The following is a 20056-nucleotide window of genomic DNA, read 5'->3' on the forward strand; positions in this document are numbered from 1 at the left end:
GTAGAGTGGTAACTCACGGTGCGTCAGAAGGCGGTTTCCCGGGCGAATCGTCGCCGAGAAGCCGCACTTCGCGCTGCGGGAACGGGATCGAAATGCCGTTTTCCCGGAACGCGTCCCAGAGCGCAAGGTAGACATTGCCCCGCACGTTGGTCAGCCCCAACGTCGTGTCCGAGATCCAGAACCGCAAGATGTAGTCGACGCTGCTGTCCCCGAACCCCACTATATGACAGACCGGCGCGCTGGGCACCGAAAGCACCCTCTGCACACCGGATGCCGCCTCGATGGCCACGCGGCGCACCTTGTGCGGATCGTCCTGGTAGGACGTGCCGAAGTGGATATCCAGCCGCACACGTTCGTTGGAATGGGTCCAGTTGACCACCTGTCCGGTGATCAGGTCCTCGTTCGGGATCAGGTATTCCCGTCCGTCCCGCGTCACCACGGACACGTAGCGCGCGCCCAGAGAATCGATCCAGCCGAATGTTTCGCCCAGCGAGATCACGTCCCCCGGCTTGATCGACCGGTCGAGCAGGATGATCACCCCGGACACCAGGTTCGATACCACCTTCTGCAAGCCGAAGCCGATGCCGACCCCGATGGCGCCCGACAGGATCGCCAGCCCGGTCAGGTCGAACCCCAGTGCCTGAACGCCGAACAGCACGACCATCCCGTACAGAACAAGCTGGGTGATCTTGATCCCCAGCACCTGCATCGAAGGCGAGATGTCTTCGTTCCGCCGCAACCCACCGGCGGCGGCGTTGGTCAGCAGCCGCGCACCGATCAAGAGCGCGGTAATCAGCACGAGCGCCTTGATCAGTACCAAAGCCGTCAGCCGGAAGGTTCCGATGCTCAGCGCCAGTTGATCCAGGAAGGTTACCGTCTCGTCCAGGAATCCAAGGGCGAGAAGCGTCACGTAGGCCCAGAGCGACACCTCGACCACGCGTCTCAGCGTCCGGTTGCGCACCAGCCGGGACCCGATCCCGATGGCCAGCCAGGCAAGGGCAATGGTGGCGACTATCCCGATCAGCCAGCTGCGCGAGGGCCAGGTGACCTCCTGCATCACCGCGTAGACGGTCCAGGACAGGATCACGAAATAGATCATGCTCAGCCGGTCGCGCAGGTGGATCAGCAAACGCAGCTGCCATTTCGGCCAGCCCGCGCGGGCCCGCATCCAGCCGTCGATCCGCTCGCGCGTCGCCAGCCGCAGCAGGATCGACAGGCCGACCAGCCCCAGCAGGATCAGGATCTGGTATTGCCGCCAGCCCGGTGTGATCACGATCAGCCAGAGGGATTCCAGCCAGTCGAGCACCGAATTCGCTGCGGCATGGGGATCGAGCTCAAGTTCCGTGGCAAGGAGCGGCGGCGGGTCGGCGCCCGGGGTCTCGGGGGTGATTTCCTCGTCCATCGCGTGGTGGAGGTTCCTTCGTTCTGAACACGTCTTGAAGTAGTGTCGGCGGCGAGTTCGACCATGAAGCCACGTTTCGCCGCTTGATTGCAACAGGTGGCGGGCGTATCTCCCGGGGCATGGATTATTCGCCGGAGATCAGGATCGAGCTTCAGGACCGCACGCGACTGCGTGAGCGGTTCTTTGGCGCGTCCCGGTCCGTCCTTGCGCGTCTATGATGCGCATCACCCCCCAAGCCAGACAATTCCAAGCATGACGGGAGAGGACCGATGTCCCCCAAGACACTCTATGACAAGATATGGGATGCCCACCTGGCCCACGAGGCCGACGACGGCACCTGCCTTCTGTATATCGACCGCCACCTCGTTCACGAAGTGACCAGCCCGCAGGCCTTCGAAGGTCTGCGCATGGCCGGCCGCACGGTGCACGCGCCCGACAAGACCATCGCCGTCCCGGACCACAACGTGCCGACGACGGCCGACCGCGTGAACGGCATCACGAACGAGGAAAGCCGCATCCAGGTCGATGCGCTGGACACCAACGCCAAGGAATTCGGCGTCCATTACTACCCGGTCGACGATATCCGACAGGGCATCGTGCACATCGTGGGCCCGGAGCAGGGCTGGACGCTGCCCGGCATGACCGTCGTCTGCGGTGACAGCCACACGGCGACCCACGGGGCTTTCGGCGCGCTGGCCCACGGCATCGGCACGTCCGAGGTCGAGCACGTGCTGGCCACCCAGACCCTGATCCAGAGCAAGTCGAAGAACATGAAGGTCGAGATCACGGGCAAGCTGAGCCCGGGTGTCACGGCCAAGGACATCACCATGTCCGTGATCGGCCAGACGGGCACCGCGGGCGGCACCGGTTACGTGATCGAGTATTGCGGCGAAGCGATCCGCGATCTGTCGATGGAAGGCCGGATGACGGTCTGCAACATGGCGATCGAAGGCGGCGCCCGCGCCGGCCTGATCGCGCCCGACGAAAAGACGTTCGACTACGTGAAGGGCCGCCCCCATGCGCCGAAGGGTGCGCAATGGGAAGCGGCGCTGAACTGGTGGAAGACGCTCTATTCCGATGACGACGCGCATTGGGACAAGGTGATCACGCTGAAGGGCGAAGACATCGCCCCCGTCGTGACCTGGGGCACCTCTCCCGAGGACGTGCTGCCGATCACCGCGAACGTTCCGGACCCGGCCGACTTCAAGGGCGGCAAGGTCGACGCCGTGAAACGCTCGCTGGAGTACATGGGCCTGACGCCCGGCATGCCGCTGTCCGAGGTCGAGGTTGATACCGTCTTCATCGGCTCGTGCACCAATGGCCGGATCGAGGATCTGCGCGCCGCGGCCGCCGTGCTGAAGGGCAAGAAGATCAAGGACGGGATGCGCGCCATGATCGTGCCCGGTTCGGGTCTTGTGCGCGCGCAGGCGGAAGAAGAGGGCCTTGCCGCCATCTTCGAAGAGGCCGGTTTCGAATGGCGCCTTGCGGGCTGTTCGATGTGCCTTGCGATGAACCCGGACCAGCTGGCGCCGGGCGAACGCTGCGCCTCGACATCGAACCGGAACTTCGAAGGCCGTCAGGGCCGTGGCGGACGCACCCACCTTGTCAGCCCCGCGATGGCCGCCGCCGCTGCCGTGACCGGCCGGCTGACGGACGTCCGCGACCTGACGTGATCTGCGCGCGCCCCGGCATGCCCGGGGCGCGGCACACCGGCAACTGTTTTTCCGTTCGCGCGGTGCCCTGATTCTGGGCAATGGCATTATCGGCAAAAACACTGTAAGGCTTTGGCCAGAAACAACTCTCGGGGTGGTACCATGAGTGACTGGCTGAAATTTCTTCTTCTTGGCATCGCGTCCGTCGTCTTTGGCATCTTTGCCCTGGGCAACACGGTCGCCGCATCGATGGCCGTGGTCTACGTGACCGGGGCGCTGTTCCTTGTCGCCGGCGTGATCCAGATCTGGGGCGGCGTGACGACCGAGGACATGGGCAACCGCGTGCTGACGATCCTGATGGGCGTCCTTGCGGTGCTGCTGGGCGGATCGTTCCTTTACAACCCGCTGGAAGGCGCCGTGTCGCTTTCGCTCCTGATCCTGATCCTGATGGGGCTGAGCGGTATCGTCCGTCTCGTCCTGGCCTGGTCGATGCGGCAAAGCCCGTTCTTCTGGGCGATGCTGATCTCGGGCGCTCTGTCGATCGTGCTGGCGGGCTATATCTGGGCCAATTTCGGCGCGATCTCGACCAGCCTTCTCGGCATCCTTCTGGGGATCGAGCTGATCTTCAACGGCGCAGGTTTCATCGTGATGGCGCTGTTCATCCGGTCGGTGCGCCGCAAGGTCTGATCGTCGTCGGGCGCGGGCAGGGTAGACCCGCCGCGCCTGCTTCATCGGCGCTGGGTCGCGGGGCTGGACGGGCAGGGGGCTCTGCCCCCGTCCGGGCCTGCGGCCCGGACTCCCCCGGAGTATTTGGGAAAAGAAGAACAGGGGACGCGCCCGGCCTTTTGCCCGGTCCGTTTTCCTGCATCGTTATCCCGGCGCGTGACGGCCAAGGGCCGTTTTCCATGGCCCGAAAGCTTGTCTTGGCGGCCGTTAGATGGTTTACAGCCTCATCCATTTCAGGAGACACGCTATGGACAAGTTCGAAAAGCTCACGGGCATCGCGGCCCCGATGCCGATGATCAACATCGACACCGACATGATCATTCCCAAGCAGTTCCTGAAGACGATCAAACGCTCCGGCCTTGGCGTGAACCTGTTCGACGAGATGCGCTACAAGGACGACGGCAGCGAGAACCCGGATTTCGTGCTGAACAAGCCCGCCTACCGCGAGGCCGAAGTGCTCGTTGCGGGTGACAATTTCGGCTGCGGCTCGTCGCGGGAACATGCGCCTTGGGCGATCAAGGATTTCGGCATCCGCTGCGTGATCGCGCCCAGCTACGCCGACATCTTCTACAACAACTGCTTCAAGAACGGCATCCTGCCCATCGCGCTCCCGCAGGAGCAGGTCGACGTCCTGATGAAGGATGCCGAGAAGGGCGCCAATGCAAGGATGACCATCGATCTTGAAGCGCAGACCGTGACGACCTCGGACGGCGAGTCGTTCTCGTTCGAGATCGACCCGTTCAAGAAGCGCTGCCTGCTGGAAGGGCTCGACGATGTTGGCCTGACCATGGAAAAGGTCGGCGCGATCGAGGCGTTCGAGGCGAAGGCCGCGCAGGAACGCCCCTGGGTGTGAACCCAGCGGCAACCGATTTTCAGACGCGCTCCGCAACATCTTGCGGGGCGCGTTTTCGTTTGAGCGGGCGGGCATTGTGCCGGGGGCGGATATGCCCTTCACTGGGCCGGTACTCTGGCGGGAGAGGTCCCATCCCCGATCACGCGCGACATTCCGCAGGTTTCGGGCTGGGCCTGATCCTATGCCTGTTCGCAGGTGGTGCTGATGCGGAAACGGTCCGCGTGGGGACGTACAACGCCGAACTGTCCCGCGACGGCCCCGGCGTGCTTTTGCGGGATATCGAACGGGACGATGAGCAGGTGGCAGCGGTGGTGGCCGTGATCGCGGCGACCTCGCCGGACATTCTGGCCTTGCAGAGCATCGACTGGGACTACGACGGCGCGGCACTGACGGCCCTGACCGACAAGCTGGACCGGGCCGGCGCGCCCTATCCTTACCGCTTCTTCCCGCCGTCGAACCGCGGGCATGACAGCGGTGTCGATCTGGATGGGGATGGCCGGATCGGCGGTCCGGGCGATGCGTGGGGCTTCGGGGAATTCACCGGTCAGGGGGCGATGGCGGTGCTGTCGCGCTACCCGATCCTGACGGACAGGGTGCAGTCCCATGACGACCTCCTGTGGAAGGACCTGCCGGGCGCGGATCTGCCGGAACATCCCGACGGCGCGCCGTTCCCGTCGGCCCGGGCGCAGGACGTGCAACGCCTGTCCTCTTCCGGCCACTGGGCCGTGCCGGTGGAGCTGCCGGGTGGCTCGGTGCTGACGATCCTCACCTTCCACGCCGCTCCGCCTGTTTTCGACGGACCGGAAGATCGCAACGGACGTCGGAATGCCGGCGAGATCCGGTTCTGGCAGCACTGGCTGAACGGCGATCTTGGACCGTCGGTGAACACCCGCTTCGTGCTAGCCGGCGATGCCAACCAGGACCCGGAAGAAGGCGAAGGCCGGAAGGAGGCGATCCGGTCGCTTCTGGCGGACCCGCGGTTCCGCGATCCGAAGCCGGCAAGTGCGGGCGCCACCCATGGCATGCCGGGCGCCGAGGATCCCGACGAGACCGTAATCTGGGACCAGGTGGGCCGCCTTCGCGTCGATTACGTTCTGCCGTCCAGTGACCTGCAGGTCACGGATGCCGGCGTCTACTGGCCCCCTCCCGGCGATGACGGGCACGAGGCGGCCGTCACCGCCAGCCGTCACAGGCTTGTCTGGGTCGACCTTCGCATCCCCAAGGAATGACGCAACGGACCTTCGCGTTCGCGGCGGGGAATGGCGGCTATGCTTTGCAGAGCGTTTACTCTTCGGTCAAAAGACCCGTGCAACACAGGTAACAGGCACAAGGAACGCCGCGCATCCGGCCGGCGTTCGCAAACGGAGACTCAGATGGCACACGCGATCCAGACCCGATCCAAGCTACCCCTCACAGCGGCCGGGATGACGGAGCCCCCGGCGCCGGGCGAATTCATCGAGGCGGCGCCGGGCGTTCTGTGGATGCGGTTTCCGCTGCCCTTCCAGCTGGATCACGTGAACGTCTACCTGATCGAAGACGGCGACGGCTTCGCGCTGCTCGACACCGGTATCGGCAATGACGCGACGAAGGAAATCTGGGAAAGCGCCTTCGCCAATGCGCTGAAGGGCATCCGGCTGACCCGGCTCATCGTCTCGCATCACCATCCCGATCACATGGGGCTGGCCGGCTGGATGTGCGAAAAGTTCGACATCCCCGTCCACATGACCCTGGCCGAGTTCCTGACCGGCAAGTACCTGTGTTCCGGCCCCTATGCCGACAAGGGGCACTTCTATTCCGACTTCTACCGCCTCCACGGCACGACCGAGGATCAGGCCGAAGCCGTCTCGGGCCGCGGGCTGGCCTACCTGAAGATCGTGACGGGCCTGCCGGATTCCTTCAACTCGCTCGACCCGGCCCGCGGGCTGGTGTTGGGCGGACGTCGGTTCGAGGTGCTGACAGGCGGCGGGCATTCGGTGGATCAGGCGATGCTTTATTGCCGCGAGGAAAAGCTGTTCCTCGCCTGTGACCAGATCATCGAACGGATTTCACCCAACGTGTCAGTCCACGCGATGGAACCGAACGCCGATCCGCTGGGCACGTTCATCCGGTCGCTGACCGATATCAAGGGCGTGGTCGCCGAAGACGCGCTGACGCTGTCGGGCCACCGCCTGCCCATTGCCGCGCCGCACAAGCGCGCGGACGAGTTGATCGAACACCATCACCAGCGCTGCGACCAGGTGATGGAGATCGTGGGCGCCGGCACGAAGACCGCCGCCGAGATCACGCCGGTCCTTTTCCGTCGCGAGCTGGACGCGCACCAGTTCTCCTTCGCCTTCTCCGAGGCGCTGGCCCATTTGAACCTGCTGGTCGAGCAGGGCCGGCTGACCTGGGAAGAAGAGAACGGCGTTCAGCGGGTGCGCGCCGCCTAGAGCCCTGCGCCTGCGTACCTGTCGGATGCCTCCGGCGGGAGTATTGGGAGAAAGGAGAAACAGGGGTTCTGTCCTTTCTCTACTTTCCCGAAATACTCCGGTGGAGTCCGAGCCGCAGGCTCAGGCGGGGGCAGAGCCCCCTGCGCGGTCATCCGTCCGGCGCCCCGGCGCAATTACAGCGAGCGCATCCAGAACTGCATCGGCTTTGCGGTTTCGGACCTTTCGCCCACATCCAGCCAGTTGAACGTTGCGATGACGCCCGGCAAGGGCGCGTAGCCCCGCTTGCGCCAGAATGGATCCAGCGGGGCGTAGTCGGCGGGTCGGGCGGGATGGTCTTCCGCGCGGATCACGGCGCAGAAGGCGGAACGGGAAAAGCCGAGCGCGCGGGCATGGGCTTCGCGCGCGTCGAAGAAAGCGTGGCCGATACCGTGGCCGCGATAGTCGGGCAGCAGGACCGATTCCGCGCAGTAGAAGACGGTGTCGAGCGGGATGTCCGTTCCCGCGAAGGCCGCGCCGAAATCGTCGGCATGGTCGGCCAGCGGCGTGCCCGTGGCGGCGCCTACCAGCCGGTCGCCGTCGAAGGCGCCGACGACGATTGCACCGGGGCTGGTGCGGTAGGCGTCGAGATACTGGCGCTCGTAGGCTTCGTCGCCCTCATAGAGGTAGGGGAAGGCCCGGAAGACGGCGATCCGGAGGCGGGCGACGTCGTCCAGCGCGGCCTCCAGCGCCGCGCCGGTCAGGGCGCGGGTTTCGATCACAGGAGATGCTCCGGCTCGCCCCATTTCTGGACCATGCGGTCGATCAGCTGCTTGCGGACCTGCCGGTAGGCGTCGAGCTTGGTTTCCCGGGTTTCACCGAGCCCGGTCGCGTCCAGGATGGGCCAGTATTCGACGTCGAGCGAATAGTAGCGCGTCAGTTCCAGCGCCCGGCGTTGCGAGGCGGGCGACAGGGCCACGATCAGGTCGAAGGACCCAAGATCGTCTCCCCATTGTTCCAGCTGGTCGAAGGACCGGGCGCGGTGGCGGGCCAGTTCAACGCCGATCTCCTGGCAGACGGCGATGGCGAAGCCGTCGATCTCCAGGTCGTTCTTCACGCCCACCGATTGTACGTAGGTGCCCGTGCCGTACAATTTCTTCATCAGCCCTTCGGCCATGGGTGAACGGACGGCGTTGTGGTCGCAGCAGAACAGGATGGACTGCGGCAGGCTCTCCGACACGCCTAACCTCCGAAATGCAGGACGCAGATGAGCGTGAAGAGACGGCGCGCGGTGCCGTCGTCGATCTCCACCTTGCCGTCCAGCCGCTCCTGCAGAACGCGGCTGCCCTCGTCGTGGATCCCGCGGCGGGCCATGTCGATGGTTTCGATCTGGCTGGGCGGCATCGTCTTCACGGCTTCGAAATAGCTTTCGCAGATCTGGAAGTAATCCTTCACCACCTGCCGGAACGGCCCCAGCGACAGCCGGAATTCCGCGGCCTTGTCGCCGTCGGTGGTCGACACGTCGAAGACCAGCCGCTTTTCGCGGATCGCCAGATCCAGCTTGTAGGGGCCGGGCGGGATCTCGCGGTCGTCGCGGTCGGGCAGGGTGAAGGTGTTCTTTTCCAGCAGGTCGAAGATGGCGACCTTGCGCTCCTGCTCGATCTCGGGCGTGGGCGGGGCCAGCCCGGTTTCATCAAGCGTGATTTCGGCGATATGGGACATGGAGCCGTGCCCCCCTCAGTTCAGACTGTCGAGCCGCGCCCGAACGCTGAGCCCGTGGGCCTGAAGGCTTTCGGACGTGGCCAGACGTTCGGCTGCCGGGCCGATAGCACGCAAGGCGTCGGGAGTCATCCGCGCCATGGTCGTCCGCTTCAAAAAGTCCATGACCGACAGGCCGGAGGAGAACCGGGCCGATCGCGCCGTGGGCAGAACATGGTTCGGACCACCCACGTAATCGCCAATCGCCTCGGGCGTCCAGGCGCCAAGGAAGATGGCGCCGGCATGGTGGCATTTCGCGGCCAGCGAATCGGGATCGGCCACGCAAAGTTCAAGATGTTCAGGTGCGATGCGGTTCGAGAGAGCGGCGGCCTCGTCCATGTCCTGCACCGTGATCACGGCGCCGAAATCGCGCCAGCTTGCGCCGGCGATGGCGCGGCGTTCCAGCATTTCCAGACGGCGGGCGACGGCCTCGGTCACGGCCTGCGCCATCTTCTTGCTGTCTGTGATCAGAAGCGACTGGGCGCTTTCATCGTGTTCGGCCTGGCTTAGAAGATCCAGCGCGATCCAGTCGGGATCGTTGTCTTCATCGGCGATGACGAGGATCTCGGACGGGCCGGCGATCATGTCGATGCCGACCTTGCCGAAGACCTGCCGCTTGGCCGCCGCCACATAGGCGTTGCCCGGTCCGGTGATCTTGTCGACCGGCGCGATCGTTTCGGTGCCGTAGGCCAGCGCCGCGATCGCCTGCGCGCCGCCGATGCGGTAGATCTCGTCCACACCGGCCAGATCGGCGGCCAGCAGGACCAGTGGATTGACCTCCCCCCCCGGGCAGGGGACCGCGACGGTCAGCCGTTCGACGCCCGCCACCTTGGCCGGGATCGCGTTCATCAGGACGGAGGACGGGTAGGACGCCAGTCCGCCCGGCACGTAAAGCCCCGCGGCGGTCACGGGCCCCCAGCGCCAGCCCAGCGTGGCGCCGTCGGGATCGGTCCACGAGGCGTCCTGCGGCATCTGGCGGACGTGGTAGGCCCGGATCCGTTGGGCGGCCAGTTCCAGTGCGGCGCGGTCTTCGGGGCTGACCGTTGCGATGGCCTTTGCGATCTCGTCCTTTGAAAACGCCATGGTCTCGGGCGTCAGCGTCAGGCGGTCGAAGCGTTCCGTCAGCTCGATCACCGCTGCGTCGCCACGTGCGCGGACATCGGCGATGATTCCGGCCACGGTTTCGGCCACGTCGGGCGCATCTTCACGCTTGGCGCTCAGGAGCGCCTGGAACTCGGCTTCGAACGTGGCCGAGGTTGTATCGAGGAATGCGGGCATGAGATCAGTCCGGGTGGCGGGGCGTGGCCCCCGACGGCGCGACATAGGGCCGGGTCACGTCGCGCAGGGTCACGTCGAGCGTTTCGACCTCTGCGCGGATGGCGCCATCGCCGGCCAGCGTGATCAGGACGCCACCGGTGCCGTCTTCGCCGGGTTCGAAGGTGATGGACAGCACGGACAGGACCGTGTCGGCATCCGACCGGTCGATCCCCTGGCTGGCCATGCGCAGGGCATCGTTGACGACAAGCAGCGATTGTACCCGTTCGACCGGGCGCTTGCGGCGTTCCGCGTTCGGCGCGTCCTCCCACCGGAAGCGGTTCAGCAGCAGGGCAAAGCGGCGTTGGCCGGCCAGCCACTTGATCTCGGTGATCGGGAAGACGGCATCCTGCACCAGCGATGACAGGACCTGCAGGTCCTCGGTATCGTAGGCACCAAGGTACAGAGGACGTTCCCCCCCGTCTTCAAAGCGGGCATCTTCGGTCACTGGGCGTGGGTCCGTTCGATCTTGGCGCCGACGGCGCTGAGTTTCTCGACAACCTGTTCGTAGCCGCGATCAAGGTGCTGGACTTCGGACACGATCGTGTCGCCTTCGGCCGCCAGTCCCGCAAGGATCAGCGAGACCGAGGCGCGCAGGTCCGTCGCCTCGACCGGCGCGCCCTTCAGGCGGTTGACGCCGGTCACCTTCGCGGTGCCGCCGTGAACTTCGATTTCGGCGCCCATGCGGCTGAGTTCGGGGACATGCATGAACCGGTTCTCGAAGATGGTTTCTTCCAGCACGCTGGTGCCTTCGGCGGTCGCCATCAGCGCCATCATCTGCGCCTGCAGGTCGGTCGGGAAGCCGGGAAAGGGGGCTGTCGACACGTCGACGGCCCGGATGCAGTTGTCGCGGCGGCGCACCGACAGGCCGGTTTCGGTTTCGGAGACCTCGATCCCGGCCTCGTCCAGCTTGTCGCAGAACGCGGCGACCAGATCGCGCCGGCCGCCAAGGCATTCGACCTCACCGCCGGTGATGGCGGGGGCCAGCATGTAGGTCCCCAGTTCGATCCGGTCGACGACAACGGGATGCGTCGCGCCGTTCAGGCGGTCGACGCCCTGAATGGTGATGGTGGATGTGCCTTCGCCTTCGATCTGCGCGCCCATGCGGCGCAGGCAGATGGCAAGGTCCACGATCTCGGGCTCGCGCGCGGCGTTCTTGATCACGGTCGTGCCCTTGGCCAGCGTCGCGGCCATCAGCGCGTTTTCCGTGGCACCGACAGACACCAGCGGGAAGTCGATCACCCCGCCGCGCAGGCCGTGGGGCGCCTTGGCGTGGACGTAACCGCCCTTCAACTCCATCTCGGCCCCAAGGGTTTCCAGCGCCTTCAGGTGCAGGTCGACGGGCCGCACGCCGATCTCGCAGCCGCCGGGCAGCGAGACGATGGCATGGCCGTCGCGGGCCAGCATCGGCCCCAGCACAAGGATCGAGGCGCGCATCTTGCGGACGATGCCGTGATCGGCTGTGTGGTTCGACAGGTCATGGCACGAGATCGCCTGCACCTGGCCGTCCTTCAGCGCGGTCACCTCGGCGCCAAGCGACATCAGCAGATCGCTCATCGTGCGGATATCGGAGAGCCGCGGTGCATTGGTCAGCGTCAGGGGGTCTTCCGACAACAGCGCCGCCGGCATCAATGTCAGGCAGGCGTTCTTCGCGCCGGCGATCGGGATCTGTCCGTTCAGCGCACCGTTGCCGGTGACCACAATCGTATCCATGCCTCTACCCTTCCTCATTGCCGGACATTTCCTGTCCGTTCTCATCCGCCCCATCCGCGCGCGCCCGCGCCTGTGCCTTGCGGCGCGCCAGGTTGGCCTTCAGGGCCGCCTTCAGCCGGTCATCGCGGGCATTGCCTGCGCCCTGACCGGACCGGGACGAACCGGGCCCTTTTCCCTTGGGGGTCTCTGTCATGCGACCTCCCTAACCCATGGATCAAAAAGCGTCCAGATTGGCCTTGCACGGGGTTTCGATTGAAGCTAATCCACCGCCCACGTTGCTGCCGTAGCTCAGGGGTAGAGCACTCCCTTGGTAAGGGAGAGGTCGAGAGTTCGAATCTCTCCGGCAGCACCACCTTCCGAATACATGCCCCGAACGCTGTCGCACCGAATCCCGCGGTCGACTCCAAACAATCATTCGCGGACGCGGCAAATATCGCAACCTTTGCGCGTCGGCTGCGTTCACGGCATCATGCAATGGAGGGCCGGATGTCCAGCGAAACAACCCCACCCGCCAACGAAAACCAGCCCATGCTGATGATCTGTCTTGGGTGGTTCGTGGTGTTCGGCTGCGTTACTCTTTCGGCGTCCATACTGATCGCCGATTTCGTCGTGCCCGATCACGACTGGATTGCGGACACGATCAGTGACCTCGGCGCAGGTCGCTATGAATTCATCGTCGACATCGGTCTTTATGCCTATTCGGCTGCAATTCTGTGCGCGGCGCTCCTCGCGGCCCATGTCCACATGGGCGGCAAGGGGTGGAGCATCGGCATCCTCGGGCTTCTCGTCTTCGGCCTGCTCGTGTTCCTGATCGGCGCCCGGAACGAATACGGTGACGCGGACAGCGACGGCTGGGTCATTCACGGGTATCTCGTCTACGCGCTCGGCGCAGCTGTCGCGGTCGTCGCGTTCTCGATGGCCAAGGGCCTGCAACGCGCAAACTATCGCTATGCGTATACACTGCGCGGGTTGGGCGTGCTCTGGGTGATCTGTACGCCCGCATTCTATTTTCTGCCAACAGGTATCGATGGCATCTACGAGCGCTGGCTGGGTGTCATCGCGAGCGCGATCCTCATCACCCTGGCCATCTTCTTCATTCGGCGGGGACACCAGCTGAACGCCTGATTCCGACCGCTTCATGAGACCGGCACGAGCATGCGTGTGCGTCAGCGACCCACATGGTGGGCGATCTTCGCCGATATCCAAAATTGTGAAATTGGTCGGAGTAGCAGGATTCGAACCTACGACCCCTGCCTCCCGAAGACAGTGCTCTACCAGGCTGAGCTATACTCCGACCGTGACGCGCCGGATAGCGAATGGCGCGGGGCTTGGCAAGGGAAGAACGTCCGAAAACGAAAGCGTTTCGGCGTAATGGCCCGCCGGCGTGTCTTGGGCTTGATCGGCACACGGCATGGCTGTCTTCTACGGGCAGAGGAGTCCCAGGGAGAAACCGCCATGTTCCGTTCGCTGACCCGCCTTGCCGCCGTGTTCCTGTGCCTTGCCGCGCTGCCGGCTCATGCCGACTTGAAAGAGCCCGAAGCCATGGTCGTTCTTACCCTTTCAGGCGCTATCACCGAGACGAACCGCGGCCCGCAGACACAAGAGAAATGGACGATCTTTTCCGAGCGCAAGATCTACTTCGACGCGGGCGCGGCCTTCGACATGGCGATGCTGGACGGGATGGAGCAGGCGAAGATCGCCGGCACGATCCCCGAAACCGGCGATCCGGCCACCTATACCGGCCCGCGCCTGTCGGCGCTGCTGAAGGCTGTGGGGGCCGAAGGCAAGGACATCACGGCCTATGCTCTTGACGATTACCAGATGGATATTCCGGCGGCGATGATCGCCGAACACGATCCGATCATCGCAACGCAGGTAAATGGCGAGCCCTTCGATCTTGGCGATCGGGGCCCGCTGATGATCGCCTTCCCGAAGGCAGGCGACCCGGACCTCCAGCAGCAAATTGTCGAACTGGAGGTCTGGGCGCTGTTCTACATCGAAGTGAAGTGACGCTTACAGCGACTCTTCCAGGGCGGTGACGACGGCATCGCCCATTTCGACGGTCGTGACAGGCTCCACACCTTCTTCGCCCAGAAGGTCCGGCGTGCGCAGACCCTTGGCCAGCACCGCCTGCACGGCCGCTTCCAAACGGTCGGCCTCGGCACCCTGGTCGAAGGAATAGCGCAGCGCCATCGCGAAGCTCAGGATACAGGCCAGCGGGTTGGCCTTGCCCTGACCGGCGATATCGGGGGCCGAGCCGTGCACGGGTTCGTACAGCGCCTTCGGACGGCCGCTGGCCATCGGGGCACCCAGCGACGCCGACGGCAGCATGCCCAGCGACCCGGTCAGCATCGCTGCCAGATCCGACAGCATGTCGCCGAACAGGTTGTCGGTCACGATCACGTCGAACTGCTTGGGCCAGCGGGTCAGCTGCATGGCGCCGGCATCGGCATACATGTGGGTCAGCTCGACATCCGGGTAATCTTCGTCGTGCACGCGCTGGACGACTTCCCGCCATAGCACGCCGGATTCCATCACGTTGGCCTTCTCCATCGAGCAGACCTTGTTCGACCGGCGGCGTGCCATTTCGAACGCCGACCGCGCGACGCGATCGATTTCGGATTCGGTGTAGCGCTGGGTGTTGATGCCGACGCGTTCGTTGCCTTCCTCGATGATCCCGCGGGGTTCGCCGAAGTAGATTCCAGAGGTCAGCTCGCGGATGATCATGATGTCGAGCCCCGCCACCACATCACGTTTCAGCGAGGAGAAGTCCGCCAGCGCGTCGAAGCACTGGGCCGGGCGGAGGTTGGAATAGAGATCCATTTCCTTCCGCAGACGCAGCAGGCCGCGCTCCGGCTTCACGCTGAAATCGAGGTTGTCGTACTTGGGCCCGCCCACGGCGCCCAGCAGCACGGCATCGACATTCTGGGCTTTTTCCATGGTTTCATCGGTCAGCGGCGTGCCGTGCGCGTCATAGGCCGCGCCGCCCACAAGGTCTTCGGACACGTCGAAGGCCAGCCCGCGCTTCGCACCGAACCAGTCGATGACCTTGCGCACCTCGGTCATGACCTCGGGGCCGATCCCGTCGCCGGGCAGGATGAGAAGGGAAGGGGTGGTCATCGGTGCGCTCCTTGAAAACAGTCGAAGAGCGGGTAGCTTGAACAATGCGGCAGGTCAATCCGACGCGTGTGTCGGTGGCATATCAAAGACCAGCCCTGCCCCGCCTTCAAAAGGATGAAGTGGATGCTTGTACCGTCACAACCCGTGCCTGCGCTGACCGTCGAAACCCTGGCAGGGGGCCCGTTCGATCTGGCCCGCGACAAAGGGGAGAAGGGGACGCTGGTGATCTTCTACCGCGGCCTGCACTGCCCGATCTGCATCCGCCAGATGACCGAGATCGAGGGACATCTGGAAGCCTTCACCGAGGCGGGCATCGAGGTGATCATGATTTCCGGCGATGACGAGGCAAAGGCGCGGGAGACGATCGAAAAGGCCGGCACGTCGAAGCTGCGCGTGGGCTATGGGATGGATCTCATCTCGGCGCGGGATGATTGGGGTCTGCTGATCTCCAAGGCCCGCGAAGGCACGGCCGAGGCGCCCTATTTCTTTGAACCCGGCCATTTCTACGTGTCCGAGGACAACAGGCTTTACTACGGCTGGCAGCAGACCGCGCCGTTTTCGCGCCCGAAGCCGGAAGACATGCTGCGCGGCATCACCTTCCGGATCGAAAAGGATTACCCGCCCCGCGGCATGTACACCGACCGCCTTCCCGGCGAAGGCTGACCCGAAATCCGGGCTCTACGTCAGCGGCGCCCTGGCGTGCCGGCACGACACGCCATGCCCGACCTCCCCCATGGGAGGGCATTTTCATCGCGGGATATCGGACAAACGTTGGGAATGCGGGACCTGCCGCGCTCTCACCAGATGTCGCCATGCCCTCCCGAGGTCGGGCATGGCGCGCCGCGCCTTCCGTCGGAAGGTGCGGTTTATGGCAGGATCAGAATTCCACGACCGCGCGGATCGACTTGCCTTCGTGCATCAGGTCGAAGCCGTGGTTGATCTCGTCCAGCGTCAGCTTGTGGGTGATCATCGGATCAATCTCGATCTTGCCATCCATGTACCAGTCGACGAATTTCGGCACGTCGGTCCGGCCCTTGGCGCCGCCAAAGGCGGTGCCCTTCCAGACGCGGCCCGTGACAAGCTGAAACGGCCGTGTGCTGATTTCCGCCCCTGCTGGCGCCACGCCGATGATGACCGAGACACCCCAGCCGCGATGCGAACATTCCAGCGCGTCGCGCATCACCTTCACGTTGCCTGTCGCGTCGAAACTGTAATCCACGCCGCCGATCTGGTCGGCCCCGCGCTTGGTCAGGTTCACGATCTCGGCCACCGTGTCGTCGACCTTCGACGGGTTCACGAAATGGGTCATCCCGAACTTCCTGGCCATCTCGGCCTTATCGTCGTTCAGGTCGACGCCGATGATCATGTCGCAACCTGCCATCCGCAGGCCCTGGATCACGTTCAGGCCGATCCCGCCCAGCCCGAAGACGGCGGCGGTCGATCCGATCTCGACACCCGCCGTGTTGATCACCGCGCCGATGCCCGTGGTCACACCGCAGCCGATATAGCAGATCTTGTCGAAAGGCGCGTCATCGCGGACCTTGGCCAGCGCGATTTCGGGCATGACGGTGTGGTTCGCGAAGGTCGAACAGCCCATGTAATGATAGATTGGCGTGCCATCGAGCATCGAGAACCGCGTCGTCCCGTCGGGCAGCAGGCCCTGGCCTTGCGTGGCCCGGATCGCGGTGCAAAGGTTCGTCTTGCCCGACAGACACGACGGGCATTCGCGGCATTCCGGCGTGTAAAGCGGGATCACGTGATCGCCGGGCTTCAGCGTGGTCACGCCTTCGCCCACTTCCATCACGATGCCTGCGCCCTCGTGCCCCAGGATGCAGGGGAACAGTCCTTCGGGATCGTCGCCCGAGCGGGTGAATTCATCGGTATGGCACAGGCCCGTCGCCTTGATTTCGATCAGGACTTCGCCCGCCTTGGGCCCGTCGAGGTTGACCTCCATGATCTCGAGCGGCTTGCCGGCTTCGACGGCAACGGCGGCTTTGGTACGCATGGCTGATCTCCTTCATGGGGCTTGCCGAATTTTCGCGAGACCGTGCGGCAGGTTGGCCACGTTTTCAACCGTCTTCGATCATGTGCTGGCGAATCCGTGCAGGCTTGTGGACAATGTAGCAGTGCCGGAAAAGGGAGTGGCGATGAAACGGCTTATGGTGATCTTTGTTGTGCTGGCGGCCTGTTCGGATGGAACGGCCCCGGATCTGAACGGAACGGCTCCGGATCTGCAACAACCCCCGGCGGTCCAGACGACGCCCCTTGGCGCCGTACCGGCCGCTCCGCCCGTCGGCTCCTCGGGCCAGTTCGCGACCGATCCGGTCTTGCCGGTGCCTGGTGCCGATCCGGTCGTGTCGGCGATCGGGACCGGCATGGACGATGCGGCCGAAGACGCGGCGAGCGCGGAGGAGACCGCCTCCGTCCCCGACATGTGCGGCGCCGACCAGCGCCAGGATCTTCTGGCCCAGCCGCTGGAGATACACCGCGCCAGCTTTCCCGCAGACACCCGCATCATCGAGCCGGGCAGCATCGTGACGCAGGATTACCGCCCGCAGCGCCTGAACGTGGACGTCGACGACGGCGGATCGATCAGCCGGATCTGGTGCGGCTGAGACCGGACCATTCCCTTGGATGGGGCCGTCTTTGCTCCAACGCGGGTCCGGGTATGTGAAGGAAGCCGGCTCACGCCGGTCAGGGAAGTTCGCCGGCTACCACGTGCGATAGCTGTCATGGCAGGTCTGGCAGGCGGTGATCAGCGGCGCGATGGTATCGCGCAGGCGGATCCAGGATCGGACATCCATATCCTTTGCCCGATCCTCGGCAATATCGGCCTTGCGCCGGAAGTCGTCCCATTGCGCCCAGACATGGGGTGACGTGCGCGACAGAGGATCGTCCCGTTCCTTCCGGAAATCGCGCGGGATGTGGGACATGGTCCGGATCAGGACCTTTCGGGCGGTGCGCGCATTCGACTTGTTAAATCGCACCCGGGCCGAGAGCATGTCCGTCAGGACATGGAGCGAGGTCTGCGCCTCCACCATGCCGGTGACGCGGTCCTGCACGCGGCGGTCGTCGATCAGAAGATCGGTCGGGTCGGGTTCGACGCCGCAGGCCACCAGCACGGCCAGGCCAAGGAAGATCGCCACCGGGATCGGCCAGGTGCGGCGGTTCGTGTGCCATTTCATGCGGTCGATCATCGGTTTCACCGTCGTTCAGGCCGGGGGTGGCGACTCGACTCCGCGCCCCGACTCACCCTATAAGAACAAAATAAGAACATTTCGTTCCCCACCTGTCTGCCCTTCGGTTTCCGCTGCCCAAACTGCTGCCCAACGTGCATGTCCAAACGCCGTATTCTTTCGCTGTGGTTTCCCCGTCTCGGCGCCGAACGGCTGATCCGGGTCGACCCCGCTGTGGGTGATGGCCCGCTGGCCATCGTGGCGGAACAGTCCAACATGCAGGTTGTGATGTCGTTAAACGCGGCGGCGCAGGCGGCGGGAATTTTCCCCGGCCAGCCGGTGCGCGATGCCCATGCAATGTGTGGCACGCTGGTGACCCGCGCGCAGAACGCCCCGGCCGAAGCCGCGTTCCTGACCGCGCTGCGCCGCTGGGCCGGCAAGTTTTCCCCGTGGGTGGCCGAGGACTCCCCGGATGGCCTGACGGTGGACCTGACCGGCTGCGCGCACCTGTTCGGGGGTGAAGCCGGCCTTGCCGCGGCAGTGGAAGACGATTGCGCCAACCTGGGCCTGTCGGTCCAGCTGGGCATCGCCGACACGCTGGGCGCGGCCTGGGCGTTGGCGCGCTATGCCGGCCGGCGGGCCGAGGCCGCGCGGTCCGGCGACGCGATCGATCAGGAGGCACCCGCCACCCGCGTCCGCGCCGCGCGGCGGCGGCACTGGACGAAGGGCGGCACCGCGCCCGGGGGGGCCGCGGCGGCGGTGACATCCGCCCGGATCGCGCCCGTGGGCCAGTGCCATGCCGCGCTTGGCCCCCTGCCGGTGGCGGCGCTCCGGCTGGAGCCGGACATGATCGCGCAACTGGGGCGCCTGGGGTTGCGCCGGATCGGGGATCTGCTGGGCCAGCCGCGTGCCTCGCTGGCGCGGCGGTTCGGCAAGGGGCTGGTTCTGCGGCTCGACCAGGCGATGGGCGGCGCGCCGGAGCCGGTCTCCCCCGCCCGCGCGCCGGATCACTTCGCGGTGCGGCTGACCCTGCCCGACCCCATCGGGCTGGTGGCCGACATGGAGGCCGGGATCGACCGGATGCTGCCGCAGCTTTGCGAGAGGCTGCGGGAACGGGGCCGCGGCGCGCGGACGCTGAAGCTGGAGGCCCACCGCACCGACCGCGCGGCCGAGGTGGTGACGGTCAGCCTCGCCCGCCCCTCCCACCTGCCCGACAGGATCCGGCCGCTGCTGGTCATGAAGCTCGACCATATCGACGCGGGCTTCGGCATCGACATGCTGCGGCTGGAGGCGGTGGTGACCGAGCCCCTGCACGACCGCCGGCAGGTGGGGCATCTGCAGGCGGGTCGCGAGGTGCAGGCGCGGCTCGAGGCAAGCTCGGCGCTCGACGACCTGATCGGGCGGCTGGGCGCCCGGGTGGGGATGGAGGCGATCACGCGGATGCATCCGGCGTCGAGCCACATCCCCGAGAAATCGGCCCAGGTGCTGGCCGCCGCCTGGTCCGAACCCGCGGGCGACTGGCCGGACCGCGAGGTGACGCGGCCCTTGATGCTCTGGCGGCCCGAGCCGGTGATGGCCCCCGACGCCGGGACACTCCCCCGCGCCTTCCGCTGGCGGGGGCGCGACTGGGAGGTGAAGGTTGCCGCGGGCCCGGAACGGATCGCCCCGGAATGGTGGCTCGACGATCCCGACTGGCGGACGGGGGTGCGGGACTACTGGCAGGTGACGGCGGTGACGGGCGAACGGCTGTGGCTCTACTTCGGCCATGGCGGGACGATGTCGAAAGGCTGGTTCTGCCAAGGGCAATTCGCGTGAACGCTGCCCGCCTCCGCGCCCGCCCCGCGCCCGAGCCGGCCCTCCCGCCCGCCCAACGGGTGGACCCCTTCGGCGTCCACCCTCCCGTCTCGGTCGCGGGGCGGGCGCGGAGGCCGATGGGG

The 20056-nt window shown here is 65.4% G+C and carries 21 protein-coding genes and 2 tRNA genes; 11 read left to right on the forward strand and 12 right to left on the reverse strand.

Going from position 1 to position 20056, the window contains the following annotated elements:
• Window positions 1-13: 13 nt before the first annotated feature.
• Entirely contained in the window at window positions 14-1402 is a 1389-nt protein-coding gene (locus tag D4754_RS02345; protein ID WP_121061228.1) for a mechanosensitive ion channel family protein, read from the reverse strand.
• A gap of 269 nt (window positions 1403-1671) precedes the next feature.
• Here D4754_RS02345 and leuC point away from each other — a divergent pair, with 269 nt between their 5' ends.
• The 5 genes from leuC (at window position 1672) to D4754_RS02370 (ending at window position 7062) form a co-directional block, all read left to right on the forward strand.
• Entirely contained in the window at window positions 1672-3075 is a 1404-nt protein-coding gene (gene leuC / locus D4754_RS02350; protein WP_121061230.1) for a 3-isopropylmalate dehydratase large subunit, read from the forward strand.
• Between the two features lie 141 nt (window positions 3076-3216).
• Window positions 3217-3741, forward strand: coding sequence for an HdeD family acid-resistance protein (locus D4754_RS02355; RefSeq protein WP_121061232.1), 525 nt, complete (start codon window positions 3217-3219; stop codon window positions 3739-3741).
• Between the two features lie 286 nt (window positions 3742-4027).
• On the forward strand, window positions 4028-4633 hold the full coding sequence (leuD, locus tag D4754_RS02360) for a 3-isopropylmalate dehydratase small subunit (RefSeq protein WP_121061234.1): 606 nt from the start codon (window positions 4028-4030) through the stop codon (window positions 4631-4633).
• Between the two features lie 221 nt (window positions 4634-4854).
• A complete protein-coding gene (locus D4754_RS02365; RefSeq protein ID WP_240453721.1) occupies window positions 4855-5862 on the forward strand; it encodes an endonuclease/exonuclease/phosphatase family protein in 1008 nt (335 codons plus the stop codon).
• A 144-nt stretch (window positions 5863-6006) separates the two neighbouring features.
• Entirely contained in the window at window positions 6007-7062 is a 1056-nt protein-coding gene (locus D4754_RS02370) for an MBL fold metallo-hydrolase (protein WP_121061236.1), read from the forward strand.
• 173 nt (window positions 7063-7235) lie between these two features.
• On the opposite strand, the gene D4754_RS02375 is transcribed toward D4754_RS02370, so the two are convergent.
• The 7 genes from D4754_RS02375 to D4754_RS02405 are packed head-to-tail and all read right to left on the reverse strand — an operon-like array spanning window position 7236 to window position 12016.
• Window positions 7236-7817, reverse strand: a complete 582-nt coding sequence (locus D4754_RS02375; RefSeq protein ID WP_420837191.1) for a GNAT family N-acetyltransferase — start codon at window positions 7815-7817, stop codon at window positions 7236-7238.
• The gene (locus tag D4754_RS02380) at window positions 7817-8278 is read right to left on the reverse strand and encodes an arsenate-mycothiol transferase ArsC (protein ID WP_121061240.1); all 462 of its coding nucleotides are present in this window, start codon (window positions 8276-8278) and stop codon (window positions 7817-7819) included. Before D4754_RS02380 ends, D4754_RS02375 begins: the two co-directional genes overlap by 1 nt.
• 2 nt (window positions 8279-8280) lie before the next feature.
• Window positions 8281-8760 (reverse strand): UPF0262 family protein, encoded by a 480-nt coding sequence (locus D4754_RS02385; protein ID WP_121061242.1) that lies wholly within the window; start codon window positions 8758-8760, stop codon window positions 8281-8283.
• A gap of 15 nt (window positions 8761-8775) precedes the next feature.
• On the reverse strand, window positions 8776-10074 hold the full coding sequence (gene hisD / locus D4754_RS02390) for a histidinol dehydrogenase (RefSeq protein ID WP_121061244.1): 1299 nt from the start codon (window positions 10072-10074) through the stop codon (window positions 8776-8778).
• A 4-nt stretch (window positions 10075-10078) separates the two neighbouring features.
• On the reverse strand, window positions 10079-10558 hold the full coding sequence (locus D4754_RS02395; protein ID WP_121061245.1) for a DUF2948 family protein: 480 nt from the start codon (window positions 10556-10558) through the stop codon (window positions 10079-10081).
• Window positions 10555-11823, reverse strand: coding sequence for a UDP-N-acetylglucosamine 1-carboxyvinyltransferase (gene murA / locus D4754_RS02400; protein ID WP_121061247.1), 1269 nt, complete (start codon window positions 11821-11823; stop codon window positions 10555-10557). Before murA ends, D4754_RS02395 begins: the two co-directional genes overlap by 4 nt.
• Before the next feature lie 4 nt (window positions 11824-11827).
• The gene (locus D4754_RS02405; RefSeq protein ID WP_121061249.1) at window positions 11828-12016 is read right to left on the reverse strand and encodes a hypothetical protein; all 189 of its coding nucleotides are present in this window, start codon (window positions 12014-12016) and stop codon (window positions 11828-11830) included.
• Window positions 12017-12100: 84 nt separating this feature from the next.
• Here D4754_RS02405 and D4754_RS02410 point away from each other — a divergent pair.
• Both D4754_RS02410 and D4754_RS02415 read left to right on the forward strand, forming a co-directional pair.
• Window positions 12101-12175: transfer RNA gene (locus tag D4754_RS02410), tRNA-Thr, on the forward strand.
• Window positions 12176-12309: 134 nt separating this feature from the next.
• Complete coding sequence (locus D4754_RS02415; RefSeq protein WP_163025751.1) at window positions 12310-12948, forward strand: DUF998 domain-containing protein; 639 nt, start codon at window positions 12310-12312, stop codon at window positions 12946-12948.
• A 92-nt stretch (window positions 12949-13040) separates the two neighbouring features.
• Here the strand turns inward: D4754_RS02415 and D4754_RS02420 are convergent.
• Window positions 13041-13117: transfer RNA gene (locus tag D4754_RS02420), tRNA-Pro, on the reverse strand.
• A gap of 161 nt (window positions 13118-13278) precedes the next feature.
• Here D4754_RS02420 and D4754_RS02425 point away from each other — a divergent pair.
• On the forward strand, window positions 13279-13833 hold the full coding sequence (locus D4754_RS02425; protein WP_121061250.1) for a putative pterin-binding protein: 555 nt from the start codon (window positions 13279-13281) through the stop codon (window positions 13831-13833).
• 3 nt (window positions 13834-13836) lie between these two features.
• Here the strand turns inward: D4754_RS02425 and leuB are convergent, their stop codons facing one another.
• The gene (gene leuB / locus D4754_RS02430) at window positions 13837-14943 is read right to left on the reverse strand and encodes a 3-isopropylmalate dehydrogenase (protein WP_121061252.1); all 1107 of its coding nucleotides are present in this window, start codon (window positions 14941-14943) and stop codon (window positions 13837-13839) included.
• A 123-nt stretch (window positions 14944-15066) separates the two neighbouring features.
• On the opposite strand from leuB, the gene D4754_RS02435 reads away from it, so the two are divergent.
• Window positions 15067-15606, forward strand: a complete 540-nt coding sequence (locus D4754_RS02435) for a redoxin domain-containing protein (protein WP_121061254.1) — start codon at window positions 15067-15069, stop codon at window positions 15604-15606.
• Window positions 15607-15820: 214 nt separating this feature from the next.
• Here the strand turns inward: D4754_RS02435 and D4754_RS02440 are convergent, their stop codons facing one another.
• On the reverse strand, window positions 15821-16948 hold the full coding sequence (locus tag D4754_RS02440; protein WP_121061256.1) for an S-(hydroxymethyl)glutathione dehydrogenase/class III alcohol dehydrogenase: 1128 nt from the start codon (window positions 16946-16948) through the stop codon (window positions 15821-15823).
• Window positions 16949-17090: 142 nt separating this feature from the next.
• Here D4754_RS02440 and D4754_RS24210 point away from each other — a divergent pair, with 142 nt between their 5' ends.
• Complete coding sequence (locus D4754_RS24210) at window positions 17091-17558, forward strand: I78 family peptidase inhibitor (protein ID WP_205589563.1); 468 nt, start codon at window positions 17091-17093, stop codon at window positions 17556-17558.
• A gap of 96 nt (window positions 17559-17654) precedes the next feature.
• Here D4754_RS24210 and D4754_RS02450 read toward each other — a convergent pair whose 3' ends face one another.
• Window positions 17655-18140 (reverse strand): cytochrome c, encoded by a 486-nt coding sequence (locus tag D4754_RS02450; protein ID WP_121061257.1) that lies wholly within the window; start codon window positions 18138-18140, stop codon window positions 17655-17657.
• Between the two features lie 138 nt (window positions 18141-18278).
• Between D4754_RS02450 and D4754_RS02455 the strand changes: the two genes are divergently transcribed.
• Window positions 18279-19934, forward strand: a complete 1656-nt coding sequence (locus D4754_RS02455) for a DUF6504 family protein (RefSeq protein WP_121061259.1) — start codon at window positions 18279-18281, stop codon at window positions 19932-19934.
• Window positions 19935-20056 lie beyond the last annotated feature (122 nt).

It is taken from the genome of Chachezhania antarctica (assembly GCF_003646465.1).
GTDB classification, from domain to species: domain Bacteria; phylum Pseudomonadota; class Alphaproteobacteria; order Rhodobacterales; family Rhodobacteraceae; genus Chachezhania; species Chachezhania antarctica.